Raw genomic sequence first — 26,075 nt, forward strand, 5'->3', positions numbered from 1 at the left:
GGGAATTACGCTCTTATTGTTAGTTCTCAAAAAAACTATACGCGATATTGCACATTTGTTTTGGCTGCTCCACTACTGTCCAATGTCCACAATTTTCAATCTCTAAAAATTCTATATGAGGTATGTATTCTATAAAATGTTCTTTTATAGTGGCAAGGGTTAAAATATCATGACTTCCTTGCGCAATTAATATTGGAATTTCCGAGAGCTTTTCTATTTGTTTAGTCACATCATAATTTTTCACCATATCTGCACCCAGTATTGTGTTAACTTCATTACTAAAAGTTGTTTTCTGTTTATAAGTTAAAGTTTCCATAGCAAACACATAATATGGATCTAACACTTGTAACATCTCGTATATAGAAGCCTCTCCTATTTTAATCTTCTCGCTTACTTCAGAAATAATTACTTTATCTTCTTCTGTTAACCTCTTCTGCAGTTCTTCACCAAATCTTTCTAACCCTTTTACATTAACTCCTATCGCAGCTGTTAAAAGTAACTTATTCACTCGTTCGGGATATGTAGTTGCATACAATAATGCAAGCATTGATCCCCATGATTCACCTAATACATTTATTTTTTCAAACCCTAATTGCACACGCAGTGCTTCTAAGTTTTCAACCTCACCCCTCATAGAATATTGATTATTCTTTGCTTCTTCCGATTCTCCACAACCTGTTTGATCATAAAAAACTAGTTGGAATTTTTCTGCTAGTGGCGCCATATAGGGAAGAAAAAATCGATGTTCACTTCCAGGGCCTCCATGAAGAAATATAATGGGTTCACCTTCTCCTAACATTTTTACATAAAGATTAGTACCGTTTGCATTTATCAATCGTATATTTTCAATATTCATATGATTATCCTCTCTTTTACGGTGTACCAGCCAATCCCCATAAAATAACAACCGCTACAAAATAAATCGCTTTAATCGCTACTACTAAACATAATGAAACAATTGCATATTTACTTAATTCTCTTCTTGCACCTATTAAAGTGAAAATAACCGCCAAACTAAATGTTATATAAGAAGCTGCTGTATTAATTAAGTTATACGTAATATCTAGATTGCTTGTAAGTCCTGTTATATCAGCTACAAACTGAAGCATGACGATCGTACTAAAAAAAATTGCAAGCTGATTCATTAACTTTCCATTTATTCGTAACTGCATTGTTGTCCTCCTTTAAAAAAACTAAATATTCAATTAATTTTATCATTAGATTACAAAAAAAAGAATCATCTCTTTATACTATTCTATAACAATGAAAAAAAAGAACGCTTAGTCACCTAAGCGTTCCTTTCTTTAAGAAGCTTTCTTCAAATCAATTTGAGCAAGTACTGGGTCATGGTCGCTTACACGTCCGTGCTCTTTCATTATGTTTGAGTTTAAGTGCACTGGATCTACAATTGTGTGCGGTGCGATGTTGTTTGTTACTAAAATATGATCTAACACTTGTGCATTTCCTTCATGAATGTAAGTGTAACGATTCTCTTTCGGCACTGTGTTTAACATATCTTTTAAGATTGTTCCCTCTAGTGCTTTTAGTGGTTTAGAGAACTCGAAATCGTTCATATCACCTAACACGACAACTGGTGCATTCGTATTCTTTTTCTGAATTCCTTGCACGAAATGATTTACTTCTTGTGCTAACTGAATTCGTTTGTCTTCACTTTTTAATACGAGCGGCTGCACTTTTCCAAATGGCGTTGCATCTCCTAGTTTTGAGTTTAAGTGATTTGCAACGACAACAATGTTTTGTCCTTGGAACGTAAATTCTGCCGCTAACGGTTTACGGGTACTTTCAAATAATGGATTTTCGTCTCCAATACGAACAACATTTTTATCAAGTAACTTTGGTACCGTCGCTAATTTCACGCGTGATGGATTATAGAAGAAGCCGACGCGAATATTCGCTCCTGGTGCTCCTCCGTCTTGATTATTGTTTGGAGCGATTTCTACATACTCGTACTTCGGTCCACGAATTTCTAGGACTGCATCAATGATACGTTTTGCGCTTAATGACGCATCTGTTGTACCGTCATTAATTGATCCGTTATTATCTTGCATTTCCTCTACACCGATAATATCTGGCATTTTTAAGTTGTATTTAATAGAATACGCTAACGCTTTTACCTTTTCATCTGTTGTTTCTTTTTTATTCGCTGAGAAGTTTTCAATGTTATATGTAGCAACCGTTAACTTATCAAGACGTGGCTGAATATTTGCGCCTACTTGCTTAAATCCACCATCCACTACAGCTGGCAGTTCTGTTATTGGCGAAATACGGAAAGAACCGTAATCATATCCTACTACCCCTGTTATATCTCCAGTGAAAGTATCTCCTACTTTTGCTACATAATCGCGAGGTACTTTTACAGAAAGACGCTCTGGGTTTAATTGATTTTCATCTAATAGAGGTGTCCCATATTGTGTTACTATTTTATCTCCACCATTTTTTACTGTTACATATAAATTCCCGTTTTTCTGAGGTGTAATAATTTTTGGTGTTGGCATCGTAACACGCATACCTTCTATACTTTCATAGAAGTCGATTGCATCTTCATTTGGATCAAATAAACCAAATGCATCATTATCAATAATCTGGTCCGGGATTTTCACACCGTTTTCTCCAAGTACAATCGGTGCTGGTAAAGTTTGATTTTTTGCGATTACAGCAACGCGACTCGCCTTAATTTCTGTCGTCGTTAAGTCTGTTTCAAATCGCTCTGCATATCCTGGTCCAACATATTCTTCTACTACTCCATCAACTTGAATAAGATCTCCTACTGCTACATTCGCATCTTTTTTATATACGTAAATACCTTCTGAAGTAGCTGGATCATTATCCGGCTGATTATCTTCTATATAAAAGCCGTTTTTATCAAGCGCTGTGACAACGCCTTCCACATTGTTTACTTTCTTCCCGTTGTAAGGAGAAATATGTGATTTTCCTTGAATGTCATGAATACGAACCTGTTCATTATTTACGATAATAAATGAAAATGTCGAAATTTCTGAAGAATTAAGCCCTTCTTTTTCCGCGATTGCTTTCACTACACTATTTTCATTCATTACAATTTGTCCATTATAACGAACACTTTTATTAGTAGGATTAGAGCCATCTAACGTATAGTAGATTGTTGCCCCTTCTGTATTCGTCGTTAATGTTACCGCTGTTCCTTTAGCAACTTCTCCGCCGTTCGGTGAAGCTACTACATCGCTAACACGGTTTTGTCCTTCACCTTGAAACTTATAAGCTGTTACTGATTTTAGACCTGGGTTACTAAAATATAATTCAAGAGTCCCAGTCAAACTAACTTTCTTCCCGATATTTTCAGGGTGATCTTTTACATTCACTGCCGTTCTCACATCACCTTTTGGCAACTGAACGGGCATGATTTTGTCTGGATTCGTTTCGTTTGGCGAATCTGCAATTGCTATGTTTGTATCATCAAACTTAGCTGGATCCTTCGTATATTTAGAAGAACTTTGCGTATATCCAACAATATATCCTTCCACAATCCCCTTCGTTTTCCCTTGCTGCTTAAATACTTGAATTGCTTTTTCTACTGACATAGAAGCAGTTTCTTCTGCTTGCGCTAAAGTTCCAGTAAATGAAAGCAATAGCAAGAATGATAAAAAGACACTTAACAATTTCTTCACAGCCATTTTCCTCTCTCTATTTCATATTTTCTCAGCATTTCTATCATAACAAATGATTCGTTATATAGAACTATTTTTCGACAAATTTTACAAAAGATTTATTTAATTTACAAGCTTTCAAACTATAATACAAAATAATAATTTTACACCTTCTACAAATGCACTCTATAATGTTAGAGAAAGAAAACAGAAAATATTGACATTTGATTGGGATGTAAAATGGATTCATTTGAATAGGAGTGATTGAATGGAAGTGCAAACAGAAACATACCGCGCAGCTATGAATGGAACATTAGAACGTCATTTTTCAGATATGATTGCTGTTATACCAACTAGAATTACAATTGAGCAGTTAAAACAACGACTAGAAACTATGGCTACTAAAGTTGATGAGTTAAAAATTGTTTATAGTGATGAGACAAGCCTTATTGTTGAATTACATATGGGCGAAACAGTCATACCGTATGAACTGCATATTGATGAGGCGAACGACCCAGAAGAATATAAAATGTACAATAGACAAGATTCTACAATTGTAGATCGTAATTTTGAAGATGCGGCTTTCGGCACTGAAATTTTCACTCGTACGCTATTTGTAGGCGATGTACTGGACTGCTTTTTCCAGCAGTTACAGTTTTTATGGAATCTCGCCCCAGATTTGTTATTTGTAATCGATTCAAGTGCAGCAATGAAAGTGATATCTAGAAGCTATATTGAATATCACGTTGAAAATGAATTATTACCTGACATTCCTGACTTGTACGTTATTCATTCTGTTTATGAAGACGATAAAGACGGTGAGCCTACGCAATATTGGTTTCATACACATGGTCTTTTAAGAGCAGGCTTAACTGAAATAGAGTTAATTATTCCAAATCGCATTTCTTCCTACTACGGCATTGGCGATCTCTTTCAAACATTTGCTAATAATTCCGTTGAGAATGGACAAGTCCCTATGAATGAGCCTATCGTTATCGCGCATAGTCAGCAAGGTTCTATACATACAGTCGCTGTTCCGTGGGAAAAAGGATTATCTTATATAGGGCATAAAACGAGTATGGACCAATTATCTTCAATCGAGGATGAAGAAGTGAAACTACAACCAATAGATGCACAAAATACATTCTTAGGCGGAATGGATGCCCGAGATGAATACCATCAATCTCCGTCCGTTCTCTTATTCAAATTTAATACTTCAGAAGAATATATTGAAAGTTTTTTCAAAGAACACGAAGAAGCTACAGGGCTCATGTTCTATAAAACAAATAGTGAAACCGATCGTATGGCTTACAATGCGAAAAATACTTTCGGGTATTTCAGCAACATTTTTCACATTGAACAATCAAATGAAGATTTTCGTTTCCTTGCTAAGTTTGGTGTCTCCTACGAAGAAGGAAAAAGTGAACATATGTGGTTTGAAATGCAAAACATTACGGAAGATTTCATTCAAGGAATACTCATTAATGAACCATATTTTATAGAAGATATGAGTGAAGGAAATAGTTATCATTTAGATTTTGATAACTTAACAGAGTGGGTTATTTATGCAGGAGATGCTGTTATAAAGCCAAATAACTTATATATGTTTATTGGCGAATAAGTATTTTATATAATAAACGAAACGCCTTCAATATGATTGAAGGCGTTTCTTATAATTTATTGTGCGATTAATTCAGCATCTATTACTTTCTCCAAATGAGATAATACACGCTTTGCAGCTTCCTCACCTTGATTAATACAATCTGGAAGTCCAGCACCAGCATAGGAGCTACCTGCCAAGTATATACCAGGCAACTCTTTCTCCATAAATGTTGTGAGCTTTTTCATTCGCTCGTTATGGCCTACTGTATATTGAGGCATCGCTTCTTTCCAGCGGCTTACGATTGTAAACTCTGGATCCTCTGTAATATCCATCGTCTTTCTTAAATCTTCTAGTACGAGCTGAACGAGCTCTTCTTCAGTTTGTTCTACAACCGCTTCATCACCAGCACGTCCAACGTAACAGCGAAGGAGTGTTTTTCCTTCTGGCGTTGTATGTGGCCATTTTTTATGCGTCCACGTACATGCTGTAATCGTGTAATCGCTATTTCGTGATACGACAAATCCTGTACCATTAATATCGCGCTGGATTGCGGACTTTTGGAAAGCAAGTGCGACATTGGCAACGGATGTGGATGGAATATTACGGAAGAAACGAAACTGCTTGTACTGAGCAAACATGGACGGCAATACTTTATGCGAAGTTGCCACTACGATGGCGTCCGCTTCTATTTCTTTTCCGTTACTAAGAGTAATCGTATAACCATCACCCTGTTTTGCAATTTTTTCAATGCGAGTTCCCTTTATTATCGTACCTTCATGCATCTTTGCTTCGAGAGATTTTACGATAGATTCTAAACCTGTTTTCACTGTTTGGAACATTCCCTTTTTCGGTTCAGCTTTCTCTTCTTTCGGAGCGAGCGTACGCATACCGAGTGAAATACTGCGATGTTTCTGCTCAATTTGATACATTTGCGGGAATGTTGACATTAAGCTCATTTCATCAATATCCCCTGCATAAATACCCGATAGTAACGGTTCTATTAAGTTTTCAACCACTTCGTTTCCAAGACGATGTCTGAAAAATTGTCCGAGTGATTGGTCAGATACTGGCTTTGACCTCGGCATTAATAGATCAAAGCCAGCTCTTAGTTTACCAATTGGGGAGAACAGCCCGGAAAATAGAAACGGCGTAATTTGCGTTGGAATTCCCATCATTGATCCATTCGGCATTTTATGTAACCGATTGTTTACAAGGATAAATGATTGACCGGCTTGATTATTTACAAGTTCATCGCCGAGACCTAATTCTTTCACTAATCTAGCTGCACTTTCTTTTCGTGCTAAGAAAGAATCCGGTCCGCGCTCAATTGTAAATCCATCTTTTCGAACGGTTTGAATTTTTCCGCCAAGTTTACCCGATGCTTCTATAAGTAATGTATCAATCGGCAAGTTTTTTTCATGAATATTTTTTTGTAAGTTATACACTGCTGTTAATCCAGTGATGCCTCCGCCGACGATCACAACTTTTTTCCTCAAGCAGGCTCCCCCTTTCTTCTTACAGTACAGATTCTTTTTTCTTTAATACAACATCTGTTAAACAATCAATAAATGCGTCCGATGCATTTGGCATTTCTGGACGATAATATTTCGCACCAATTTCATCCGTTACAACTTTACACTCAAAGTCGTTGTCATATAAAACTTCTAAATGTTCCGCAACAAATCCAACTGGTGCATATACGAATGAAGTATAACCGTGCTTTTCATTTAGTTCTCTCGTTAAATCTTGTACATCTGGACCAATCCAAGGATCTGGTGTGTTTCCTGCACTTTGCCAGCCTACTGCATAGTTTGCTACTTCAGCTCCGCGCGCGATATAGTCCGCTGTTTCATTTAATTGATCTGGATATGGATCGCCCATTGCAATAATTTTCTCTGGTAAGCTATGTGCAGATACGATTAATACTGCTTTTTCACGCTCTGCATCTGACATACCGTTATATATACCCTTCACTGCATCGACCCAGTACTGGATGAATTTCGGCTCTTTATACCAGCTATCAATGCCATGAATTGTTAAGTTTCCAAGTTTCTCAGCTTCTTCTTGTGCTCGTCCAACGTATGATTTCACGCTAAACGTAGAATAGTGAGGTGCAAGAACAAGTGCGATTGCATCTTGTATTCCGTCGTTATGCATATCTTTCACCGCATCTTCAATAAACGGTTCAATATGTTTTAAGCCAAGATACATATGGTACTCTACTTCATCTTGTACTTCATTTAAACGCTTCTCTAACTTCTTAGCTTGCTCTAATGTAATAGTAGCTAAAGGAGAAATACCACCAATTGCACGGTAACGCTCTGTTAAATCTTCCAGCATTTCAGGACTTGGCTTTCTTCCTCTACGAATATGTGTATAGTAACGTTCAATATCTTCTTCTTTATATGGCGTTCCGTATGCCATTACAAGCAAACCAATTTTCTTTTTCATACAGCAATTCTCCTTTACTTCGCTAACTGCCCTTTAGAGTATTCATGAATAAATGTAGTTAAACGTTTTAATGTATCCGGATTTACTTCTGGGAATACACCGTGACCTAGGTTAAAGATATAACCCGGCTGTTTCATCCCTTGATCTAAAATACCTTTTACATGTTCTTCAATAACAGACCATGGTGCAAGTAAGAATGAAGGGTCCATATTACCTTGTACCGCCTTATGAACGCCACGTGCACGTGCTTCTTCAATCGGTAAGCGCCAGTCTAATCCGACTACATCAAGCGGTAAGTCGTGCCACTCATTCACTAAGTGTGCAGCTCCTACGCCGTGCATAATCATCGGTACACCCATCTTACGAACTTCTGCAAAAATACGCTCCATTGCTGGTTTAATAAATACGCGATAATCTGCTACATTTACTGTTCCAACCCAAGAATCGAAAATTTGAACTGCTTTTGCTCCTGCGTTAATTTGCGCTTTTAAATATGTAATAACCATATCTGCTAGTTTATCCATTAAAGCAAACCAAGCTTTCGGCTCTGCATACATGAACGCTTTCGTATTATGGTAGTTACGAGATGGACCGCCTTCAATCATATAGCTCGCTAATGTAAATGGAGCTCCTGAAAAACCGATTAACGGTACGTCTAACATTTCTGTCGTTAATAAACGAATTGTATCTAGTATGTACGGTACGTCATCTTCTGGATTGATTTCCCCTAGTTTTTCTACGTCTTGTAAAGAACGGATTGGGTTATCGATAACTGGGCCAATACCTGATTTAATTTCTACATCCACACCAATTGCAGGTAGTGGTGACATAATATCTTTATAAAGAATTGCTGCGTCTACGTTATACTGATCAACCGGCAATTTTGTAACGTAAGCACATAACTCTGGATTGTGTGTAATTTCAAATAAAGAATACTTTTCTTTAATCTTTCTATATTCCGGCTGTGAACGACCTGCTTGACGCATATACCATGCTGGTACATAATCGGTACGTTCCCCCCTACATGCTTTTAAAAATGTCTCATTTATAGTTCTTACCAAGACCCTTGCTCCCTTCCTTACCAATGCTTCGAATACGTTCGATATTTATCTTTTTTTACTATACAGCTTGTAAAAACAAAATGCATAATATTATGTACGTTGTTCATTAAATTGACACAAACATTCTTAAAAACGCTTACCATTTTCACAACATTCTTATTATAACACAGAGAAAAACTATGGTTTAGCTACTTTTGACTTTTCTCCTTCGCGATTCGTTTGTGTATTATATGGTACAACGTAAAAGCTCGGTTTTGAAAATATGTTAACGAACTTTTCCTCATATTCCCCAGCACCATTTACAGTGCTAACATGCGTATGAATTCCATTCTCCACTCTATAGATTCGGTACATAATTCTGTTATCTGGAAGTGGCGTCCAGCTTAATTTTGCTTTAAATAAACCGAAAGGACTAAATGATAGTTTCATTTTTACATCTTCAATTCTTCGCAGCCGAATCGGAGCACCGATTGTTTCCACACCTTCAGGCTTCATAAACTTCTCTTTATGCTCTACATTAGCCTTCGTTAAAATTTTCTTAAATAATTTTGTCGCAGATGCACTTTCTCCTTGCAACTGATGCTCCTTATCCGTGCGGTCATAACCAATCCAAACAGCGCCTACTAAGTTCGGTGTATAGCCGACGAACCACATATCTCTTGCTCCCTTATCGTCATTTGGCAATGAAGTTGTACCTGTTTTCCCAGCTAACGCACCGTTATATACACCAACTCTCGCTGTTCCTTCCTTCACAACTCCTTCTAACATTTTCGTCATATACCATGCTGTCTGCTTCGAGAAGATTTTCGTCTCTACTTTTGGAGATTCCCCAATGACTGCACCGTGTCTATTTAATACTTTATTAATAACGTGTGGCTCGATAATATTTCCATTTGCTAAAAATGAACGATACATTTTTACAAGATCAAATGTTGAAACGCCATTTTTCAATCCGCCAAGCGCTGTACTTAAACCAGCATCTGCAATATGGACATTTCCTTTTTCTAAATACTGCTTTCCTTCTTCTACCCCTAACTCATTTAATAAAGAAACTGCTGGTACGTTTGCCGACTCTAAAATCGCATCATACATCGTCATTTCTTTTGAATACTCATGATTATAATTTCGAGGTTCATACCCTTCAAAAGAATTTCTTTCATTTGTTAATAAAGAATACGGATTATACTTTTTCGTTTCTAGTGCTGGTGCATAAACGATAAGTGGTTTTAAAACAGATCCGGGCTGCCTTTTGGCAAAAACACGATTAAATCCTCTCGGGACGTACTTTCTTCCCCCAATCGCCGCTTTAATCCCTCCCGTACGATTATCCATTAATAAAAATGCACCTTGAGCCCCCTCTTCTTTCCCAGGAAAATTCCTTGCATCTTGAAACTGGTTATACGCTACCTTTTGAATTTTTTCATCCATTGGTACGACAAACGTATATCCTCCGCGAAGTACTTCTTGATGAGACAACCCGTATAAACGAGCGGCTTCATCTATGACCATATCAATATACGGCATATATGCGAGTTCATTCTCATCTAAGTTTTTATAAAGAGCAATTGTCTTTCCTTGATAGCGAACGCTTTCTTCGGCAGTCAAATAGCCTTGTTTATGCATAAGTGACAACACGAGATCGCGGCGTTCCTTACTCTTCTCTGCAGAGTAGTACGGTGAATATCCGTTTGGTGACTTCGGAAGGCCTGCAAGCATTGCCCCTTCCTCTACCGTTAAATCCTCAACATTTTTATTAAAATACAACTTTGCTGCCGCTTGAATACCGTAAGCCCCATGACCAAAATAAATATGATTCATATACATTTCAAGAATTTGTTGTTTCGTATATTTTTGCTCTAATTGAAGAGAAATTGCGACTTCCTTCAATTTGCGCGTAAATGTTTTTTCACGAGTTAAAAAGACATTTTTAGCGAGTTGCTGCGTAATGGTACTACCGCCCTCTACCTTTTCTCCAGCTAACGTATCTTTATAAAGAGCCCGGAATATAGACGGATAATCAATTCCTTGATGCTCATAAAAACGAGAATCTTCCACCGCAACAAACGCTTGCTGCACATACTTCGGAATTTGCTCGACTGGTACGAGTTCCCTATTTTCTACGTATAATTTCGTAATTTCTTTTCCTTTCTGGTCAACAATACGTGATGAAGAGTGGAAAACGAGCTGCTTTTCATCCATCATATAGCCACCAGCTAACACGATAAGTTTATAGAGTACAATTGCTACTACAAACGTTGCGACGCCGCCTAATAAAGTCCACTTTACTTTCTTCATACATCGTCCTTCTTTCCAAATGATGGTACATTTATTATTTGAAAAAGAAGTATCTTTATGTATATAATCTTCGAAGTTTTTTAAGAGAGTTGATATAATAGAAACAAACTATTAAGGGGGCATTAAAGTGAAGGCTATTATTTCATACGAAACACCTCTAGAACAAGCACATTTCACTGCAAAAAATGATGAAAAAAATATGTTTTATAAAGAAAATACAGAAGAATCTGTAGAAGACTCACTTCAGTATGACGTACTAGATGCTGTCGGTGAATTTAAAGGACAACCTGGCTATATCGTTTGTAACAACATTTCTGTCACAGACGAAGGTCGCCCAGTATTCGAAAACCGCTTTAAAAACCGCGCTGGCCTTATCGAAAACGAACCAGGATTCCAAGCGATTCGTGTTCTACGCCCATTAAGTAACGATACATATGTCATCTTAACAATGTGGGAAACAGAGCAAAACTTTAAAGACTGGACAGAATCACGTTCATTCGAAAACGCTCATAAGAAACGCCCTGCACAAGCAGAGGGACAAGCTCAAGCGCATCCACATGCAGAACAGCAAAAGAGTATTTTCTCTCGTCCTTCTTTTGTGACTACTTTTGATGTATTAGTTTAAATTTTCGGTTCAACGACCACGAAACAAAAAAGGAAACACCATTACGCAACGGTGTTTCCTTTTTCTTTGTACCAATTATATATACGAAGCGAATCTTTTTTTCTCATATGCTTCACTTCATAACCGCGCCCAGCTACCGCTACAAGAGTTGTACATAATTCATCTTTTCTTTGAAAATACGATTGATTATAACCTACTGCTTGAACATGTCTTCTTCGCATTATTCCTGTATATTTCGAAAAATTACGATATACAACCGTTAGTTGATTTTCTCTTAATTCATAACCGCCACTTTTATATCTAGCATACGCAAGTAACGAAAACACGATAAATAACGGTAAAATAACAAACAACGCAATATGTTGTTTAAAATATATACTCACGCTGGCAATTAGAACTGTGAGTATGATACTTATTGACCAGCCCATAATGAAATAACGATGCAACGCTGTTTTTGGTAAGTGAACGATCTCCGCTTCGATTTCATAAGGTAACTCTAAATATGTGAGCAGGTGCTGTACATCTTTTTTCTTCATAAATGGATGCAACATTACTTCGTTACTTGCTGCTCCAATACTTTGAATTGCTTCCACTTCAACAGCACAATAACCAAACGGCTGGCGAAGCATACCTTCTTTTACAGTAATCGCTTGAATGCGGTGCAATTTTAAGACAAACTCTTTCTTTTCAAATAATCCTTGAACGATACGAATCTCTTCCCCTTTTCGCTCAATTTTAAAGTTTGCATATTTCAACATATATCCAGCCGTGGAAATAATCCATGAAATTACCATTAAAATTAATGCAATTACAATTAGTTTATAAACACCGTTTCCCATCACATACGCTTCTACTTTACTTGTGAATCCTTCAGGAAGAACAAAATCAAACTTTGTGTAAAGAAGTACTAGTCCAGAGAACACTAGTCCGAACCGACCAGATGTAATCGCTGCGGCTAAAACCTCTTTCGTTGTTAACTGATAAACCGTCTTGCTTTCTTCCTCTTCTACTTCTTCTTCTTCTTTTACAGTAGTTTCTTTCTTATGTAATAAAGAGATTAAATGTTTTGCCTCGTCTTCTTTAATACCAGCCAACATCACTTCTGGCTCACTACCACCGCCTGCTACTTCTATATTTAGCTTCATAAGTCCGAGCATTTGATAAATGACGTTAGAAGATGTACTAATATTTTGTACACGCTCTTTATTTAAATAGCTTTCCTTCTTTACAAAAACACCGTGCTTTATATGTAAAATATTATTCTCAATCCAGTACACTTTAAAATACCATTTAATTGCTGAAAAAATAGCCATGATGAATAAAACAACCAGAAGGAAAAGATAAAATAAATACCAAGGTTCCACTTGTTCATCAGGTTTAAATAAAACAAGAATAATAAGTGGCAACAAACTCGCAACCCTAATACCTAACAATATCGTGATCGGATGTTGCCTCCTATACATCCTCATCACTCACTTTCGCAAGTTCTCCAATTTGTCTTTTCAGCTGTTCTGCTTCTTCTTTCGTTAAACCTGGGATACTATGAGAAGTTGCGGCTGTTGAAATGTGTAATTCTGCTAAATTATACTTTCTCATAATCGGCCCTTGCTCAATCGTTACGTGCTGCACACGGATCATCGGAATAAGTACGCGTTCTACAACGAACATTCCCTTTTGAATCTCAATCTCTTCTTCATTTAATCTGTAACTATAATAGCGCTGACGTAAATTTGGAAACACAAAATAATCAAGTGGAATAAATGTAATGGCTCCTGTTACTAATAGTCCAAACAACCACCCCCACCAATTAAAGTTAATCATGAAAAAGAAATATGCAATTACGACTGTTAGTATAACTGCCGCCCCAATTAAAGCGTGCATCCTCCACACTTTCAGCATATTAGAATGAATCTCCCTTTCTAACGGCTGCATCTCATCACTCCAATTCTATGAATTTATTACTTATATATTATCAAAAAATAAGGTTTTATATACATTTTTGTAAATTTATAGTCAAATAAAAATAGTTGAATCAAAAGCATATTAAAGAAAAACATACCCAGTTTTGAAAATTATATATTATAAATATGAATTATATTGAACTAAAATAAACCTTACATGATTCATGCAAGGTTTATCGTTTTATACACAATATATTTCATCATTGTTGAGATATACTAGCATCGCTTTCAATTCGCTTTTCTTTTTGGCTCAGTTTTTTATCTTTAGATTTTTTTAATGTTAAAGTCATGCCAATAAAAATAAAAAGAATTCCTGTTATTTGCATTAAAGTTGGACGGAATCCAGTAAGTACAGTATCTAATAATATTGCCACTGCCGGATCTAAAAAAACTAATATTGAGATTGTTTTTGTGGATAAATGGCGTAAACTATCAAAAAACAGATAATATACTATCCCTGTGTGAATAAAACCAGTAGCTATAATATATGTCCAATTACTTTGAGTGAGGCCACTAAAAGCATCTAAATCTATAAATGGTATTAAAAGAAATATCCCCAAGAATGTTTGTAAAAATGTCATTGCATACGCACTCATTTTGTTAATCCCTTTACCAAATAAAGTTGTAAATGCATAAAAGAGAGCTGCAAGAAATCCCCATATCATACCTGAAGACATTAATGAACCGAAAGAGAAGCTTCCATCGATACCAGCAATTAATAAAGCTCCCACAAAACACACAACTATTGAAATGATAGATATTAATGTTAATTTTTCTTTAAAGACGATACTTCCAATTAACAGTACAATTACTGGTGCAAGATGATAAACTGAGATAGCAATTGTAACTGACATATTTTCAAAGGCTTTAAATAAGAAAACCCAATTAAATACTAAGAAAAAGCCACATATTAAAACTTGAATAACTTCTTTTCGTTCCCATTTATCTTGTTTATATTGCCCTGTAAGCAACCAGCATACACTTAAAAATATTGTCGCAAAAATACACCTTACAAACACTAATTCAAACGAAGGTAAGTTTGTTTGAACAGAAAAAAATCCAACTGATCCAAAGATAACCATTGATGCTATCATCTTTAAGGCCGGTACCGTTTTCTCTTGCTTAAAACTTTTTTGAAGCAAATTAATCCCCCTCCAATAAAAACTCGGTTTATAGTGAGAAAAACACCAGCCTAAAAAAGGACAGGTGCTTTTCCTCAAAAACACTCAATTACAAATTTTTCCCTGCAGTCCAACCACCATCAATTACAAAATTAGAACCAGTAATAAAGCGGGCCTGATCAGAAATCAAGTACTCAATACATGAAACAATATCCTGCGGCAATCCCCAAGTATCTAAAGATTGATTACTTTTTATCATAGACATCAAGGCTTTATTACTAAAGTATTCTTCTGTAAGTTCAGTTCTAATAACACCGGGAGAAATGCTATTTACTCTTATATTTTGCTTCCCAAATTCCATAGCCATCTGTTTAGTCAATCCGATTAAGGCATGCTTTGATGCCACATAAGCAGCTCGCTCTGGTTCAGCCATTAATCCAGAAACCGATGCTATATTCACAATACAACCTTTTATTTTCGATTCACACCATCGCTTAGCTACTTCCCTAGAAAGGATAAATGGGGCTACTAAATTTACATCAATTACTTTTTTAAACATATCATCGGATAAATGTAAAACAGGTGTTATCTCTCGAATACCAGCTGCATTTATTAATATATCAGGAGAAAGCTTTTCTAAATCTAATTGAGTAAAAAGATTATGAATCGCTTCGCTATTACTTAAATCAATTTGCACTACTTTCAAAGGCATATCTGTTTTCATATAATCTATTAAGTTATTATTATTAATATCAAGAGCTATTACATGAAATGATTTTTCTAAAAAGTATTTTATACAAGCATGACCTATACCGCTATTGGCTCCAGAAATCATAATTATTTTATTCTCTCTCATTTTGTCTCCTTATAAGAAAATGTTACTAATAAAATATCACGAAAAGCCTCCGTACTACATTCTGTTCCAAGTGGCGTTACGGCATGGAAGACCTTTTGTCCAAATACTAAAGTTTCTAAAGGCTCCTTCAAACTTATAAACTGATTAATTTCCCGAGGAGAATTAGCTATTAAATTATCTCCACCAATAGCTGTATTACTTAAATTCATAAGGTGTAAAAACACTACTGGTTCATCATCTTTATGTAACCAAATAGGTGAACTAAAAGATGGTCTTTCTTTAGTAGCTTTATATCTTACTTGATGTAAACCTATAATTAAGTCTTTACTTGTATCTATTATATTTGTTTTAAATGCAAATTCAGTATCGAAACGCACGATATTTTGAATTAAAGGATTACATAAAAAGCTATCATTTATGCTAGTGAACTGTCTAACTTTCCCGCCATCATCATAGTTATATTCTTTAGATTGGAAGTAATCATTACTATTATCTAAAATATAATCTGGTGAATCAACATACTTTATATACCTTGAATAAGATCTAGCACGGCATTCACCGTACGCATCATCTTCCAAATTATAATAATCTAACTGTGCTTGTGTTAATAAACGATGATTCTCTTCCTCTTGTAAAAAGATTTCATTTGAGATTTCAAGGAACCCTTTAGATTCAAATTCATGTACCTTTTCTTCTATGCTAAAGCCACTCATTTTACTAAGAACAAACGTCATTATAAAAACCTCCACACTATTGTATTTTTCTTTCTCACCCTATGTTAGAAATGCAATAAGTAACCGAGATTCTTGCTTAATAAAATTTAAAATTATGATATTCAATTAATACACCAAATGAAATATATGTAATCCATTAAAACTATTTCTTAAGCAATATTATATATCCTTTTGGATATTTTTTCTAATTATCTGAAGATTTATCAACATTAGTCTTAATATTCAAAATTAAAGAAATGAATTTTTCAGAAAGACAAAACTGCGAGTATTGCAATTATTTATGTATATAACTTTTTTAAAAATTATATTTTAAATATAGCTAGTTTTTTATAAATTTTTTGATATAATTACATACGGGAAAAGGGAAGAATTTTGTCTTCCCTTGTGTTTTTATTTGCATCTAGTACTTTTGCTAGATGCTTTTTTTTATGCCAAAAAAGGTATCCTCAAATACTTTGAGGATACCTTTTCACCTTTATTATCTCTGCTGTTTTCTACCTAATACGAGTAACCCAAAACTCATCATTACAAGAAGTGCTCCCATATATGGTTCCACAGGCATTTTCTGCCCTGTCTTCGGTAATTCTTTTTCAGGTTTCTCTGGATTCGGTGTCCCTGGCTTTTCTGGATCTAGTGTTCCAGGTTTTTCTGGATTCGGTGTTCCAGGCTTTTCTGGATTTGGTGTTCCAGGCTTTTCTGGATTCGGTGTTCCAGGTTTTTCTGGATCTGGTGTTCCAGGCTTTTCTGGATCTGGTGTTCCAGGCTTTTCTGGATCTGGTGTTCCAGGCTTTTCTGGATCTGGTGTTTCTGGACCTGGTGGTGCTAAATGATTCAATTTGTTTAATACTTCTAATTGAACCACATTTATCATTCCATTTGTAATTTCAAATGGAATTGGATTAGTTAATTTTTCATATCCTTTTGGTGCTTCTACTTCTACTAGTGTGTATTTACCTACAGATAGATCTGTGATTTTTGCCTTTCCATCTTTATCTGTTGTTACTTTCACTACTACTTTTCCCTTGTTATCATGAACTTCAAACACAGCTCCTGATAAGACTTCCTTGCTTTCAGCGGCCATTTTTGTAATCTCCACTGAACCTTTGTCTAACTGTTCGTTCTCTACTTTCAATGATAAGACTTTCGTCATACCTTTTTTAATTTCGAATGATACTGGTTCCGTTAACTTTTTGTAACCTGGTAAGCTCTTCGTCTCTACTAATTTGTATTTTCCTACTGATAGATCTGAAACTTTTGCTTTTCCTTCTTTATCTGTCGTTACTTCTGTTACTACTTTGCCTTGCTCATCTTGTACTTCGAAGACTACGCCTTCTAATACTTTTTGGCTATCTTTATCTACTTTTGTTACTTCTACATTTCCCTTGTCTAACATTTCATTTTCTACTGTTAAAGCAAGAGATTTTGTCATGCCTTTTTCAATTTGGAAAGTAATCGGATTTACCAATTGCTTATATCCTTTTGGTGCTTTTACTTCTACTAACTTGTATGTTCCAACTGATAAATTAGTAACTTGTACTTGTCCTTTTTTATCTGTCGTTATTTTAGCAACTACTTGTCCTGCTTCATCTTGAATCTCAAATACAGCATCAGCTAAAGCACCTTTCGTTTCTTTGTCTACTTTTGTAATTTCTACATTTCCTACATCCACTAATTCATTTTCTACAGTCAATTGTAATGCTGTAACTCTACCTTTTTCAATTTCGAATGATACTGGCTTTTCTAGTGGTTTGTATCCTGCCGGTGTTTCTACTTCTACTAACTCATACTTTCCAATAGATAAATCTGAAACGTTTGCTTTTCCTTCTTTATCCGTTGTTACTTTTGCAACTACTTTTCCTTTTGAGTCACGTACTTCAAATACAACATTTTCTAATGGTGCTTTACTGTCTTTATCTATTTTTGTGATTTCTACATTCCCCGTATCTACCATTTCATTTTCTACAGTGAACGTTAAAGATTTTGTCATACCTTTTGTAATTTCAAATGGTACAGGCTTTTCTAATTTTTTGTAGCCTGGTAAACTCTCTACTTCTACTAGCTTGTACTTTCCTACTGATAAATCTGAAACTGTTGCTTTTCCAGCTTTATCTGTCGTTACTTTCGTTACTACCTTGCCTTTGTCGTCTTGTACTTCAAAGACTACACCTGCTAACGGTGCCTTATTATCTTTATCTATTTTTGTAATTTCTACATTTCCCGTATCTACCATTTCATTTTCTATTTTTAATGATAGAACTTCTGTCATTCCTTTTTTAATTTCAAACAATACTGGTTCTATTAATTTTTTGTAACCCGGTAAGCTTTCTTTCTCTACTAATTTGTACTTTCCTACAGATAAGTCTGAGATTTTTGCTTTACCATTTTTATCTGTTTTTACTTCCGTTACTACTTTGCCTTGCTCATCTTGTACTTCGAAGACTACATCTTCTAATACTTTTTGACTATCTTTATCTACTTTTGTAATTTCTACTGAACCTTTGTCTAACTGTTCATTCTCTACTTTTAATGATAAGACTTCTGTCATACCCTTTTTAATTTCGAATGATACTGGCTCTGTTAGCTTTTTGTAGCCTGGTAAGCTTTCTACTTCTACTAGTTTGTAATTCCCTACAGATAGATCTGAAATTTTCGCTTTTCCTTCTTTATCTGTTTTTACTTTCGTTACTACTTTGCCTTTTTCATCTTGCACTTCGAATGTTACGCCTTCTAATAACGCACCACTTTCTTTGTCCACTTTTGTAATTTCTACTGAACCTTTATCTACTAATTCGTTCTCTACTTTTAGTGATAAAACTTCTGTCATACCCTTTTTGATTTCGAATGATACTGGCTTCGCTGGTTTTTTATATCCTGGTAAGCTTTCTACCTCTACTAGCTTATATTTTCCTACTGGTAAATCTGAAATTGTTGCTTTTCCTTCTTTATCTGTCGTTACTTTTGTTACTACTTTATCTTGTTCATCTTGCACTTCGAATGTTACGCCCGCTAATACTGCGCCACTTTCTTTGTCCACTTTTGTAATCTCTACTGAACCTTTATCTAACAGTTCGTTCTCTACTTTCAATGATAAGACTTTCGTCATACCTTTTTTAATTTCGAATGATACTGGTTCTGTTAATTTTTTGTAGCCTGGTAAGCTTTCTTTTTCTACTAATTTATACTTTCCTACTGATAAATCTGAAATTGTTGCTTTTCCATCTTTATCTGTCGTTACTTCTGTTACTACTTTGCCTTTGTCGTCTTGAACTTCGAAGACTACGCCTTCTAATACTTTTTGACTATCTTTATCTACTTTTGTTACTTCCACATTTCCCTTGTCTAACATTTCGTTTTCTACTGTTAAAGCAAGAGATTTTGTCATGCCTTTTTCAATTTGGAAAGTAATCGGATCTACTAATTGTTTATACCCTTTTGGTGCCTTTACTTCTACTAACTTGTATGTGCCGACTGATAAATTAGTAACTTGTGCTTGTCCTTTTTTATCTGTCGTTATTTTAGCGACTACTTGTCCTGCTTCATCTTGAATCTCAAATACTGCATCAGCTAAAGCATCTTTATTTTCTTTATCTACTTTTGTAATTTCTACATTTCCTGTATCCACTAATTCATTTTCTACTGTTAGCTTTAGCGCTGTTACTCTACCCTTTTCAATTTCGAATGAAATTGGCTTTTCTAGTGGTTTGTATCCTGCCGGTGTTTCTACTTCCACCAACTCATACTTCCCAATAGGTAAATCTGAAATGTTTGCTTTTCCTTCTTTATCCGTCGTTACTTTTGCAACTACTTTTCCTTTTGAATCACGTACTTCAAATACAACATTTTCTAATGGAGCTTTACTATCTTTATCTATTTTTGTTATCTCTACATTCCCTGTATTCACCATTTCATTTTCTACTTTTAATGATAGAACCTCGGTCATGCCTTTTTTGATTTCAAATGATACTGGTTTTTCGAGTTTTTTATAACCAGGCAAACTTTCTACCTCTACTAATTCATACTTTCCTACAGGTAAATCTGAAACATTTGCTTTTCCATCTTTATCTGTCGTTACTTTTGTAACTTCATTACCCTTTTCATCTTGGACGATGAATGTTACTCCCGTTAACGGTGCTTTATTATCTTTATCTATCTTTGTTATCTCTACATTTCCCGTATCTACCATTTCATTTTCTATTTTTAATGATAGAACTTCAGTCATGCCTTTTTTGATTTCAAATAATACTGGATCTGTTAGTTTCTTATAGCCTGGTAAACTTTCTTTCTCTACTAATTTGTACTTTCCTACTAATAGATCTGAGATTTTTGCTTTACCATCTTTATCTGTTTTTACTTCCTTTACTACTGTTCCAGCTTCATCTTGCACTTCAAAGACTACGCCTTTTAATGCTTTTTTGCTGTCTTTATCTACTTTTGTAATTTCTACTGAACCTTTATCTAACTGTTCATTTTCTACTTTCAATGATAGGACTGTTGTCATACCTTTTGTAATTTCGAATGATACTGGTTCTGTTAGCTTTTTGTAGCCAGGTAAACTTTTCGTCTCTACTAATTTGTACTTTCCTACTGATAAATCTGAGATTTTTGCTTTACCATCTTTATCTGTTTTTACTTCTGTTACTACTTTTCCTTGCTCATCTTGCACTTCGAAGACTACGCCTTCTAATACTTTTTGACTATCTTTATCTATTTTTATAATTTCTACTGAGCCTTTGTCTAACTGCTCATTTTCTACTTTTATTGATAAAGCTTTTGTCATACCTTTTGTAATTTCAAATAATACTGGTTCTGCTAGATTTTTGTAACCTGGTAAGCTTTTCGTCTCTACTAATTTGTACTTTCCTACTGATAGATCTGAAACGTTTGCTTTTCCATCTTTATCTGTTACTACTTTTCTTACTACGCCATCTTTCTCATCTTGGACTTCAAATTCGACACCGGCTAATACTGCCCTGTTTTCTTTGTCCACTTTTGTAATTTCTATATTACCTTTGTCTACCATTGCATTTTCCACTTGTATTGGGAATATGCCGTCCCCTGTTACATTTACTTCGAACTCTGTTTCTTTTAATTGGTAGCCTTCAGGTGCTTTTGTTTCTTTTAAAATATATTTTCCTGGTGCTAATGGTTTAGAGATTGCCTTACCATCTTTATCTGTAACAATATGTTCGACTACTACACTGTCTTTTACTATATCAAACTCTGCATTTGCTAATGGTTTTTCACCATTTTCCGAATCAATTTTCTTTACTTCAATTTGACCCTTTTGCATAGTGTTTTTAATTTCAATTGTTTTTGTTTCTCCAGCTTGAAGTGTAACCTCTACTGGGCTTGTTAATTTTTGATATCCTTCTGGCGCCACTGTTTCATAAACTTTATACGTCCCAGGAGCTAAAGTTTGAGGTACTGAAAAACCTTTTTCGTCCGTTTTCAGTGTTGCAACAACTTCATTTGCACTATTTCGAACTTCAAATTCGGCACCTTTTAACCCTTTATTCGGATTCTCAGAATCTGTTTTATGAATCAATACTGTACCATCTTTTGGAGCTTCAGGCGGCGTAATAGTTACTTCTTTTGATGTTAATGTTTTATCATCAAAATGCAATTCCGCTTTATTAGGAATCTTCTTATCTACGTAAGAAGATAAGTCTGCATTATTTTTGATTTTCGCCTTGATACTGAGATTAATTATCTGGTCTTCATATGACTTATAGTCAAAACTCTCACCAAACGTAAATGTTACTTCACTTCTTTGTTTATCTATATTTAACGTTCCTTTAGAAGTAATATCTTGGCCATTTTGATCATACACTTTTGCCTCTAATACTTCTAAAACATCTTCTAAATCATCACTAATTACCATAGATGTGTATTTAGGAGGATCGTTCGGTATATGTGTACCAACTTGGTATTGAATAACTTGATCCATTTGTGTTAACTGCTCATTCTCTACAAGCTTGCCATTCTCATCAACTATATTTTTTTCAATGCTAGGTGGATTATTGTCACCTGAACCGGATCCTCCCCCACCACTTACAAATACTTGTCCTACTTTTTCTTCAGTTTTAATATTTTTACCTTCTAATTTCACAGTATTTTTATGAGGCTTTGCAGCAGGATTAGTAATTTTTGTTTTATATCTTAAAATATAACCTTTTGAACTGTCTGGAAACTCAATTGTAAATCCAGTCTTCGTTGCATTTATTTTAATGTTAGATAAATCTGCTGGCTTAATATTTGTTGGTGCATAACCATCTTCAAATACAGCCTCTTCTAATACTACGCTGTCTGTAATTAACTCATGCCCAGGTCCTAATGTATCTGTTAATTTAAGATCTTGCATTTCTGTTCCAGTTGCATTTACATATACAAGCCAATCAGCAATCGAAGGATCTTCTTGATTATATGAACCCCATTTCAATAGATTATCTGTATTGGGCTGTGGCTTCGGTCTCTCTGTCGTATTACTTACATTTACTTCTTTATTTACGATTTGACCATCAACGTTAAATTCTAATGGAATTTCTTTAACACCATCATATGCTTCTAGACCAAAGTAGAATTCTACGAATAAAGAACCTTTAATGTTATTCTTTCCTTCTACGTAATCACCCATAGTACACGTTAATAGACCCTTTTTCATCTCACATGTACCAACTGTTTTTCCTTCAGCATCTTTTAAAGGAAAACTCATATTCATAAGGTCTTTTCGAAACTCTTTTGGCATATCAATTGTGAATTGATCTCCACTTTTTATTTTTTCTTTAGCTGACCACTTCACTTCTACTTTCATACCATCTGAGGCTTGATACGGTTCAGATGTCGTGCCATCAGTACGGGAAATATTAATTTCGTCCACTGGACTTTTCATCACAGCAGCTTGAATAACTGGAGCCCACACATTCAGCACTGAAAATAATACTAGAAAAACTAATGAAACCATTGAAATATGCCTTTTAGTACTTTTCATTTGCATAGTTCCCTCCTATTTTCTTATATTTATATAACAAAAAAAGACCGTCCGGTTGCATCAAAAATGTGCAACCAGACGATCTTAGTAACCAATATGTATTACCGTAGACTCTAAGCTTTGCGGCCTATCCTTTCGAATAGTGTGCTAAAAATATCTTTTATTCTTTTTTGTTTCATTTTCCTCTTAAACCAAATATTACTATACCGTCTGGACGGTTATAATTCAATACTCTATAAAATTGTTCTATTTTTCTAATAAAAAAAACAATTCACCACTACATTAAATAAGTAATGGTGAATTGTTTTCGTATTATATAGTTCGTATATTCTATTTATATGAATTACCAATAAGAGCTTGAATCACTTTTTCTCTTAACTCGGGGCTTAGTCTGCCAACCCCTAAATATTCCGAATACCATAATCCATCTGCTGCTAATCTAATAATTGTTGCACAAACTGAATCTATCTCATCGTTTTCTATATTCTTTTGCAGTTGCTGAAATGATTGTTGTAATGGCTCAAGTAATTCAGGTTTTAACATGAATGCTGCCATCATACTACTAGACAACTCTTCTGTTCTTCTCTCATTACTTAATCTTTCCTCTACAAAAGAGCGAACCCATCTCCCTTTCCTCTCTGAGTCTTCCGCTACTTTATTGTAAATAGCGCCCTCATAATCCTCTATCCCTCTGACTATCATACCTTCTATTAAAGCTTCTTTATTTGCAAAGTGATACAATAATCCACCTTTACTTACACCCGCCTCTTTTGCCACTGCTTCTAAGGTTAATTTAGCAACCCCTTTACATTGCACAATTTGAGAAGCGGCCGCCAAAATCTTTTGCCGCGTTATGCTGATACTCATTCCTTTTTAAAACCCCATTTCTACTAAATTTATATAAATACGAATCTTATTTTTAATATTGTTGATTACTACTAAGTATTTTCTTTATTCAACAAAGGCTTCATTACCTTTGAATTTTTAGTTACTTATTCTATTAAAAATTTCCATATCATTCAATATGATAACATCAAATACACAACATTGACTATACATCTATACTTTCATATTCATTCCTAATATATCCATTAATAAAATTTACCGATTTAGTCCTTCTTATTACTTTATAAGACGGCAGTAATTCTTTCAGCACTAAATAAAAAATGTTATTACTCCCATTGAATTGAGTAATAACATTTTACTTAACAAATTCGCTGCCAACTAGCATCCTTCACATCTTCACTAGTCGGTTTTCTAACTGATCCAATAAAGTGAAACTTTATATCCGCAACATGGACAGGTGTATTTCATTTTGTCACTCCATTATTAACTTGTTTTCCCATATATTCCGACTCACAAAGAATGTAACAGCACAAATCATAGTTATCCCCATGAAAAATGTATTAGAATCTTCATATGTAGTTGGAATGCCTACCGTTACGAAAACAATACTAAAAGCTAAAAATAGATATAATAATAAAGATATAATATAGCTTAGTTTAAATCGTAAAATGATACCTCTAAACAATAGCTCACCAAGTAGACAGCCACCTAAAATAATAGGTACTCCGAAATACAATGTAAGGACTCCCATTTGTGCAGTAGATTGAATTATCTTTCCAATTATGTTCGGCGAAACCAGCTCACTATCGTTTCCCATCCTATCATATAAATCAAGTGCTGTTGCTGAAATAAAGAAACTTAATATAGAAAATGAATACGGTATTAAAAATTTGCTCACTCTCATTCACCTCGCTTTTTTCTTTACATATATTATTCATTATTTCCTATCATTTTTACATAAAAAAATAACCCTCTATGATAAAACATAGAGGGAAGCATTTCTATATAAAAATCTATACCTTATCCTGAAGTGAATCCCGAAAATAGGACAAATATCAAAACACCTAAACCATCTGCTCCCTACATTCTTTAGGGTAGATAGTTTATATGTTTTATTAGAAAGTAGTGCCTTCTTTTTTATAATATTCTTTTGAAATCTCTTCATAAAATGCGGCTGATGTCGCGTAGAAATAAGGTGCTAACCATAAGAAACCGATTCCTACAGTAAGAATACTTAAAATGAACCAACCTAAGAAACTTAAGCATAGTAAAAAGTAATCCATTTTATGTCCATTCATCATATGACGACTCTCAGTAATCGCTTGATTCGCTGTATATTCTGGATGATCATTCAAAATAAAATATGTCATAGAATAAGAAAATGATTTAATAATACCTGGAATAATAAGAAGTAATGTCCATAGAGTCAAGTATACATACATTAGTAAATATGTTAAAAACGACTTCATCAACTTACTTCCATCGCTAAACCATCTAAATATATGACCAATGCGAGCATCAGTCCCACGAATTGCATTTAAAACAAGATAATAGGCACCTATTGTTAATGGACCAATAACAAGCATTACTATAATACTTACTGTAAGTGAATCACTTGCCTCTTCCCAACCCCAAAATATCGAGAAAATACCTGTTGTTAGCATTTCAACAGCTCCAATAAGGATTCCAATTAATAAGGTTGCCCCTACCGCTAATCCCCATCTTCCTTTTAATGCATCAAGTGCTTCTCTTTTCAACTGACTTATCATATATAACCTCCTAATACTATTTATATTTTAGTATACCATTTATATCAAAAATTCCACAGATTTCCCTGAAATAGAAGCATACTCCTTTTTGCATACGTATTGATACATGTGTTCTGTAGTT

Annotated in this window: 18 protein-coding genes and 1 riboswitch; of the genes, 2 read left to right on the plus strand and 16 right to left on the minus strand. The window is 34.8% G+C overall.

The window, feature by feature from the left end; genetic code table 11:
* Positions 1-19 precede the first annotated feature (19 nt).
* The 3 genes from ACTJJY_RS18795 to ACTJJY_RS18805 form a co-directional block, all read right to left on the minus strand.
* Positions 20-856: an alpha/beta fold hydrolase gene (locus ACTJJY_RS18795; RefSeq protein ID WP_048656896.1), complete on the minus strand. Its 837-nt coding sequence runs from the start codon at positions 854-856 to the stop codon at positions 20-22.
* A gap of 16 nt (positions 857-872) precedes the next feature.
* Positions 873-1,172, minus strand: coding sequence for a hypothetical protein (locus tag ACTJJY_RS18800; RefSeq protein ID WP_153593107.1), 300 nt, complete (start codon positions 1,170-1,172; stop codon positions 873-875).
* Between the two features lie 132 nt (positions 1,173-1,304).
* Positions 1,305-3,671 carry a DUF6359 domain-containing protein gene (locus tag ACTJJY_RS18805; protein ID WP_440606260.1) on the minus strand — a complete coding sequence of 789 codons (2,367 nt, stop codon included), beginning with the start codon at positions 3,669-3,671 and terminating at the stop codon, positions 1,305-1,307.
* Positions 3,672-3,912: 241 nt separating this feature from the next.
* Between ACTJJY_RS18805 and ACTJJY_RS18810 the strand changes: the two genes are divergently transcribed.
* Positions 3,913-5,265: a DUF4026 domain-containing protein gene (locus tag ACTJJY_RS18810; protein ID WP_440606261.1), complete on the plus strand. Its 1,353-nt coding sequence runs from the start codon at positions 3,913-3,915 to the stop codon at positions 5,263-5,265.
* 56 nt (positions 5,266-5,321) lie between these two features.
* Here the strand turns inward: ACTJJY_RS18810 and hemY are convergent, their stop codons facing one another.
* From hemY to ACTJJY_RS18830, 4 genes are all read right to left on the minus strand, one after another.
* Positions 5,322-6,743 (minus strand): protoporphyrinogen oxidase, encoded by a 1,422-nt coding sequence (hemY, locus tag ACTJJY_RS18815; protein ID WP_440606262.1) that lies wholly within the window; start codon positions 6,741-6,743, stop codon positions 5,322-5,324.
* A 19-nt stretch (positions 6,744-6,762) separates the two neighbouring features.
* A complete protein-coding gene (hemH, locus tag ACTJJY_RS18820) occupies positions 6,763-7,698 on the minus strand; it encodes a ferrochelatase (protein WP_000726775.1) in 936 nt (311 codons plus the stop codon).
* Positions 7,699-7,712: 14 nt separating this feature from the next.
* The gene (gene hemE, locus ACTJJY_RS18825) at positions 7,713-8,759 is read right to left on the minus strand and encodes a uroporphyrinogen decarboxylase (RefSeq protein WP_000252605.1); all 1,047 of its coding nucleotides are present in this window, start codon (positions 8,757-8,759) and stop codon (positions 7,713-7,715) included.
* A 177-nt stretch (positions 8,760-8,936) separates the two neighbouring features.
* Entirely contained in the window at positions 8,937-11,054 is a 2,118-nt protein-coding gene (locus ACTJJY_RS18830; protein WP_440606263.1) for a transglycosylase domain-containing protein, read from the minus strand.
* Between the two features lie 127 nt (positions 11,055-11,181).
* Between ACTJJY_RS18830 and hmoB the strand changes: the two genes are divergently transcribed.
* The gene (gene hmoB, locus ACTJJY_RS18835) at positions 11,182-11,679 is read left to right on the plus strand and encodes a heme-degrading monooxygenase HmoB (protein ID WP_440606264.1); all 498 of its coding nucleotides are present in this window, start codon (positions 11,182-11,184) and stop codon (positions 11,677-11,679) included.
* A 41-nt stretch (positions 11,680-11,720) separates the two neighbouring features.
* On the opposite strand, the gene ACTJJY_RS18840 is transcribed toward hmoB, so the two are convergent.
* From ACTJJY_RS18840 to ACTJJY_RS18880, 9 genes are all read right to left on the minus strand, one after another.
* A complete protein-coding gene (locus tag ACTJJY_RS18840; RefSeq protein WP_440606276.1) occupies positions 11,721-13,142 on the minus strand; it encodes a PH domain-containing protein in 1,422 nt (473 codons plus the stop codon).
* Positions 13,135-13,611, minus strand: coding sequence for a PH domain-containing protein (locus ACTJJY_RS18845; RefSeq protein ID WP_001182726.1), 477 nt, complete (start codon positions 13,609-13,611; stop codon positions 13,135-13,137). The genes ACTJJY_RS18840 and ACTJJY_RS18845 overlap by 8 nt, the downstream gene beginning before the upstream one ends.
* Positions 13,612-13,840: 229 nt before the next feature.
* Positions 13,841-14,782 (minus strand): DMT family transporter, encoded by a 942-nt coding sequence (locus ACTJJY_RS18850; protein WP_000939632.1) that lies wholly within the window; start codon positions 14,780-14,782, stop codon positions 13,841-13,843.
* A gap of 88 nt (positions 14,783-14,870) precedes the next feature.
* A complete protein-coding gene (locus ACTJJY_RS18855) occupies positions 14,871-15,617 on the minus strand; it encodes an SDR family NAD(P)-dependent oxidoreductase (protein WP_001208940.1) in 747 nt (248 codons plus the stop codon).
* Positions 15,614-16,351, minus strand: a complete 738-nt coding sequence (locus ACTJJY_RS18860; RefSeq protein WP_141538191.1) for a 2OG-Fe dioxygenase family protein — start codon at positions 16,349-16,351, stop codon at positions 15,614-15,616. The genes ACTJJY_RS18855 and ACTJJY_RS18860 overlap by 4 nt, the downstream gene beginning before the upstream one ends.
* A gap of 478 nt (positions 16,352-16,829) precedes the next feature.
* The gene (locus ACTJJY_RS18865) at positions 16,830-23,345 is read right to left on the minus strand and encodes a SpaA isopeptide-forming pilin-related protein (protein ID WP_440606265.1); all 6,516 of its coding nucleotides are present in this window, start codon (positions 23,343-23,345) and stop codon (positions 16,830-16,832) included.
* Positions 23,346-23,405: 60 nt separating this feature from the next.
* Positions 23,406-23,498, minus strand: a riboswitch (cyclic di-GMP riboswitch).
* A 171-nt stretch (positions 23,499-23,669) separates the two neighbouring features.
* Positions 23,670-24,206: a TetR/AcrR family transcriptional regulator gene (locus ACTJJY_RS18870; RefSeq protein WP_043935323.1), complete on the minus strand. Its 537-nt coding sequence runs from the start codon at positions 24,204-24,206 to the stop codon at positions 23,670-23,672.
* A gap of 451 nt (positions 24,207-24,657) precedes the next feature.
* Positions 24,658-25,083 carry a hypothetical protein gene (locus ACTJJY_RS18875; RefSeq protein ID WP_002098741.1) on the minus strand — a complete coding sequence of 142 codons (426 nt, stop codon included), beginning with the start codon at positions 25,081-25,083 and terminating at the stop codon, positions 24,658-24,660.
* A gap of 217 nt (positions 25,084-25,300) precedes the next feature.
* Positions 25,301-25,954 (minus strand): DUF975 family protein, encoded by a 654-nt coding sequence (locus ACTJJY_RS18880; RefSeq protein WP_000625400.1) that lies wholly within the window; start codon positions 25,952-25,954, stop codon positions 25,301-25,303.
* Positions 25,955-26,075 lie beyond the last annotated feature (121 nt).

This window comes from Bacillus sp. 22475 (assembly GCF_052044835.1).
GTDB classification, from domain to species: Bacteria; Bacillota; Bacilli; order Bacillales; family Bacillaceae_G; genus Bacillus_A; species Bacillus_A cereus.

Bases quoted from the DNA above. Each gene is read 5' to 3' on its own strand.
- ACTJJY_RS18795 (WP_048656896.1), bottom strand. From the start codon at position 856: ATGAATATTGAAAATATACGATTGATAAATGCAAACGGTACTAATCTT.
- ACTJJY_RS18800 (WP_153593107.1), bottom strand. From the start codon at position 1,172: ATGCAGTTACGAATAAATGGAAAGTTAATGAATCAGCTTGCAATTTTT.
- ACTJJY_RS18805 (WP_440606260.1), bottom strand. From the start codon at position 3,671: ATGGCTGTGAAGAAATTGTTAAGTGTCTTTTTATCATTCTTGCTATTG.
- ACTJJY_RS18810 (WP_440606261.1), top strand. From the start codon at position 3,913: ATGGAAGTGCAAACAGAAACATACCGCGCAGCTATGAATGGAACATTA.
- hemH (WP_000726775.1), bottom strand. From the start codon at position 7,698: ATGAAAAAGAAAATTGGTTTGCTTGTAATGGCATACGGAACGCCATAT.
- ACTJJY_RS18830 (WP_440606263.1), bottom strand. From the start codon at position 11,054: ATGAAGAAAGTAAAGTGGACTTTATTAGGCGGCGTCGCAACGTTTGTA.
- ACTJJY_RS18840 (WP_440606276.1), bottom strand. From the start codon at position 13,142: ATGTATAGGAGGCAACATCCGATCACGATATTGTTAGGTATTAGGGTT.
- ACTJJY_RS18845 (WP_001182726.1), bottom strand. From the start codon at position 13,611: ATGCAGCCGTTAGAAAGGGAGATTCATTCTAATATGCTGAAAGTGTGG.
- ACTJJY_RS18855 (WP_001208940.1), bottom strand. From the start codon at position 15,617: ATGAGAGAGAATAAAATAATTATGATTTCTGGAGCCAATAGCGGTATA.
- ACTJJY_RS18860 (WP_141538191.1), bottom strand. From the start codon at position 16,351: ATGACGTTTGTTCTTAGTAAAATGAGTGGCTTTAGCATAGAAGAAAAG.
- ACTJJY_RS18865 (WP_440606265.1), bottom strand. From the start codon at position 23,345: ATGCAAATGAAAAGTACTAAAAGGCATATTTCAATGGTTTCATTAGTT.
- ACTJJY_RS18870 (WP_043935323.1), bottom strand. From the start codon at position 24,206: ATGAGTATCAGCATAACGCGGCAAAAGATTTTGGCGGCCGCTTCTCAA.
- ACTJJY_RS18880 (WP_000625400.1), bottom strand. From the start codon at position 25,954: ATGATAAGTCAGTTGAAAAGAGAAGCACTTGATGCATTAAAAGGAAGA.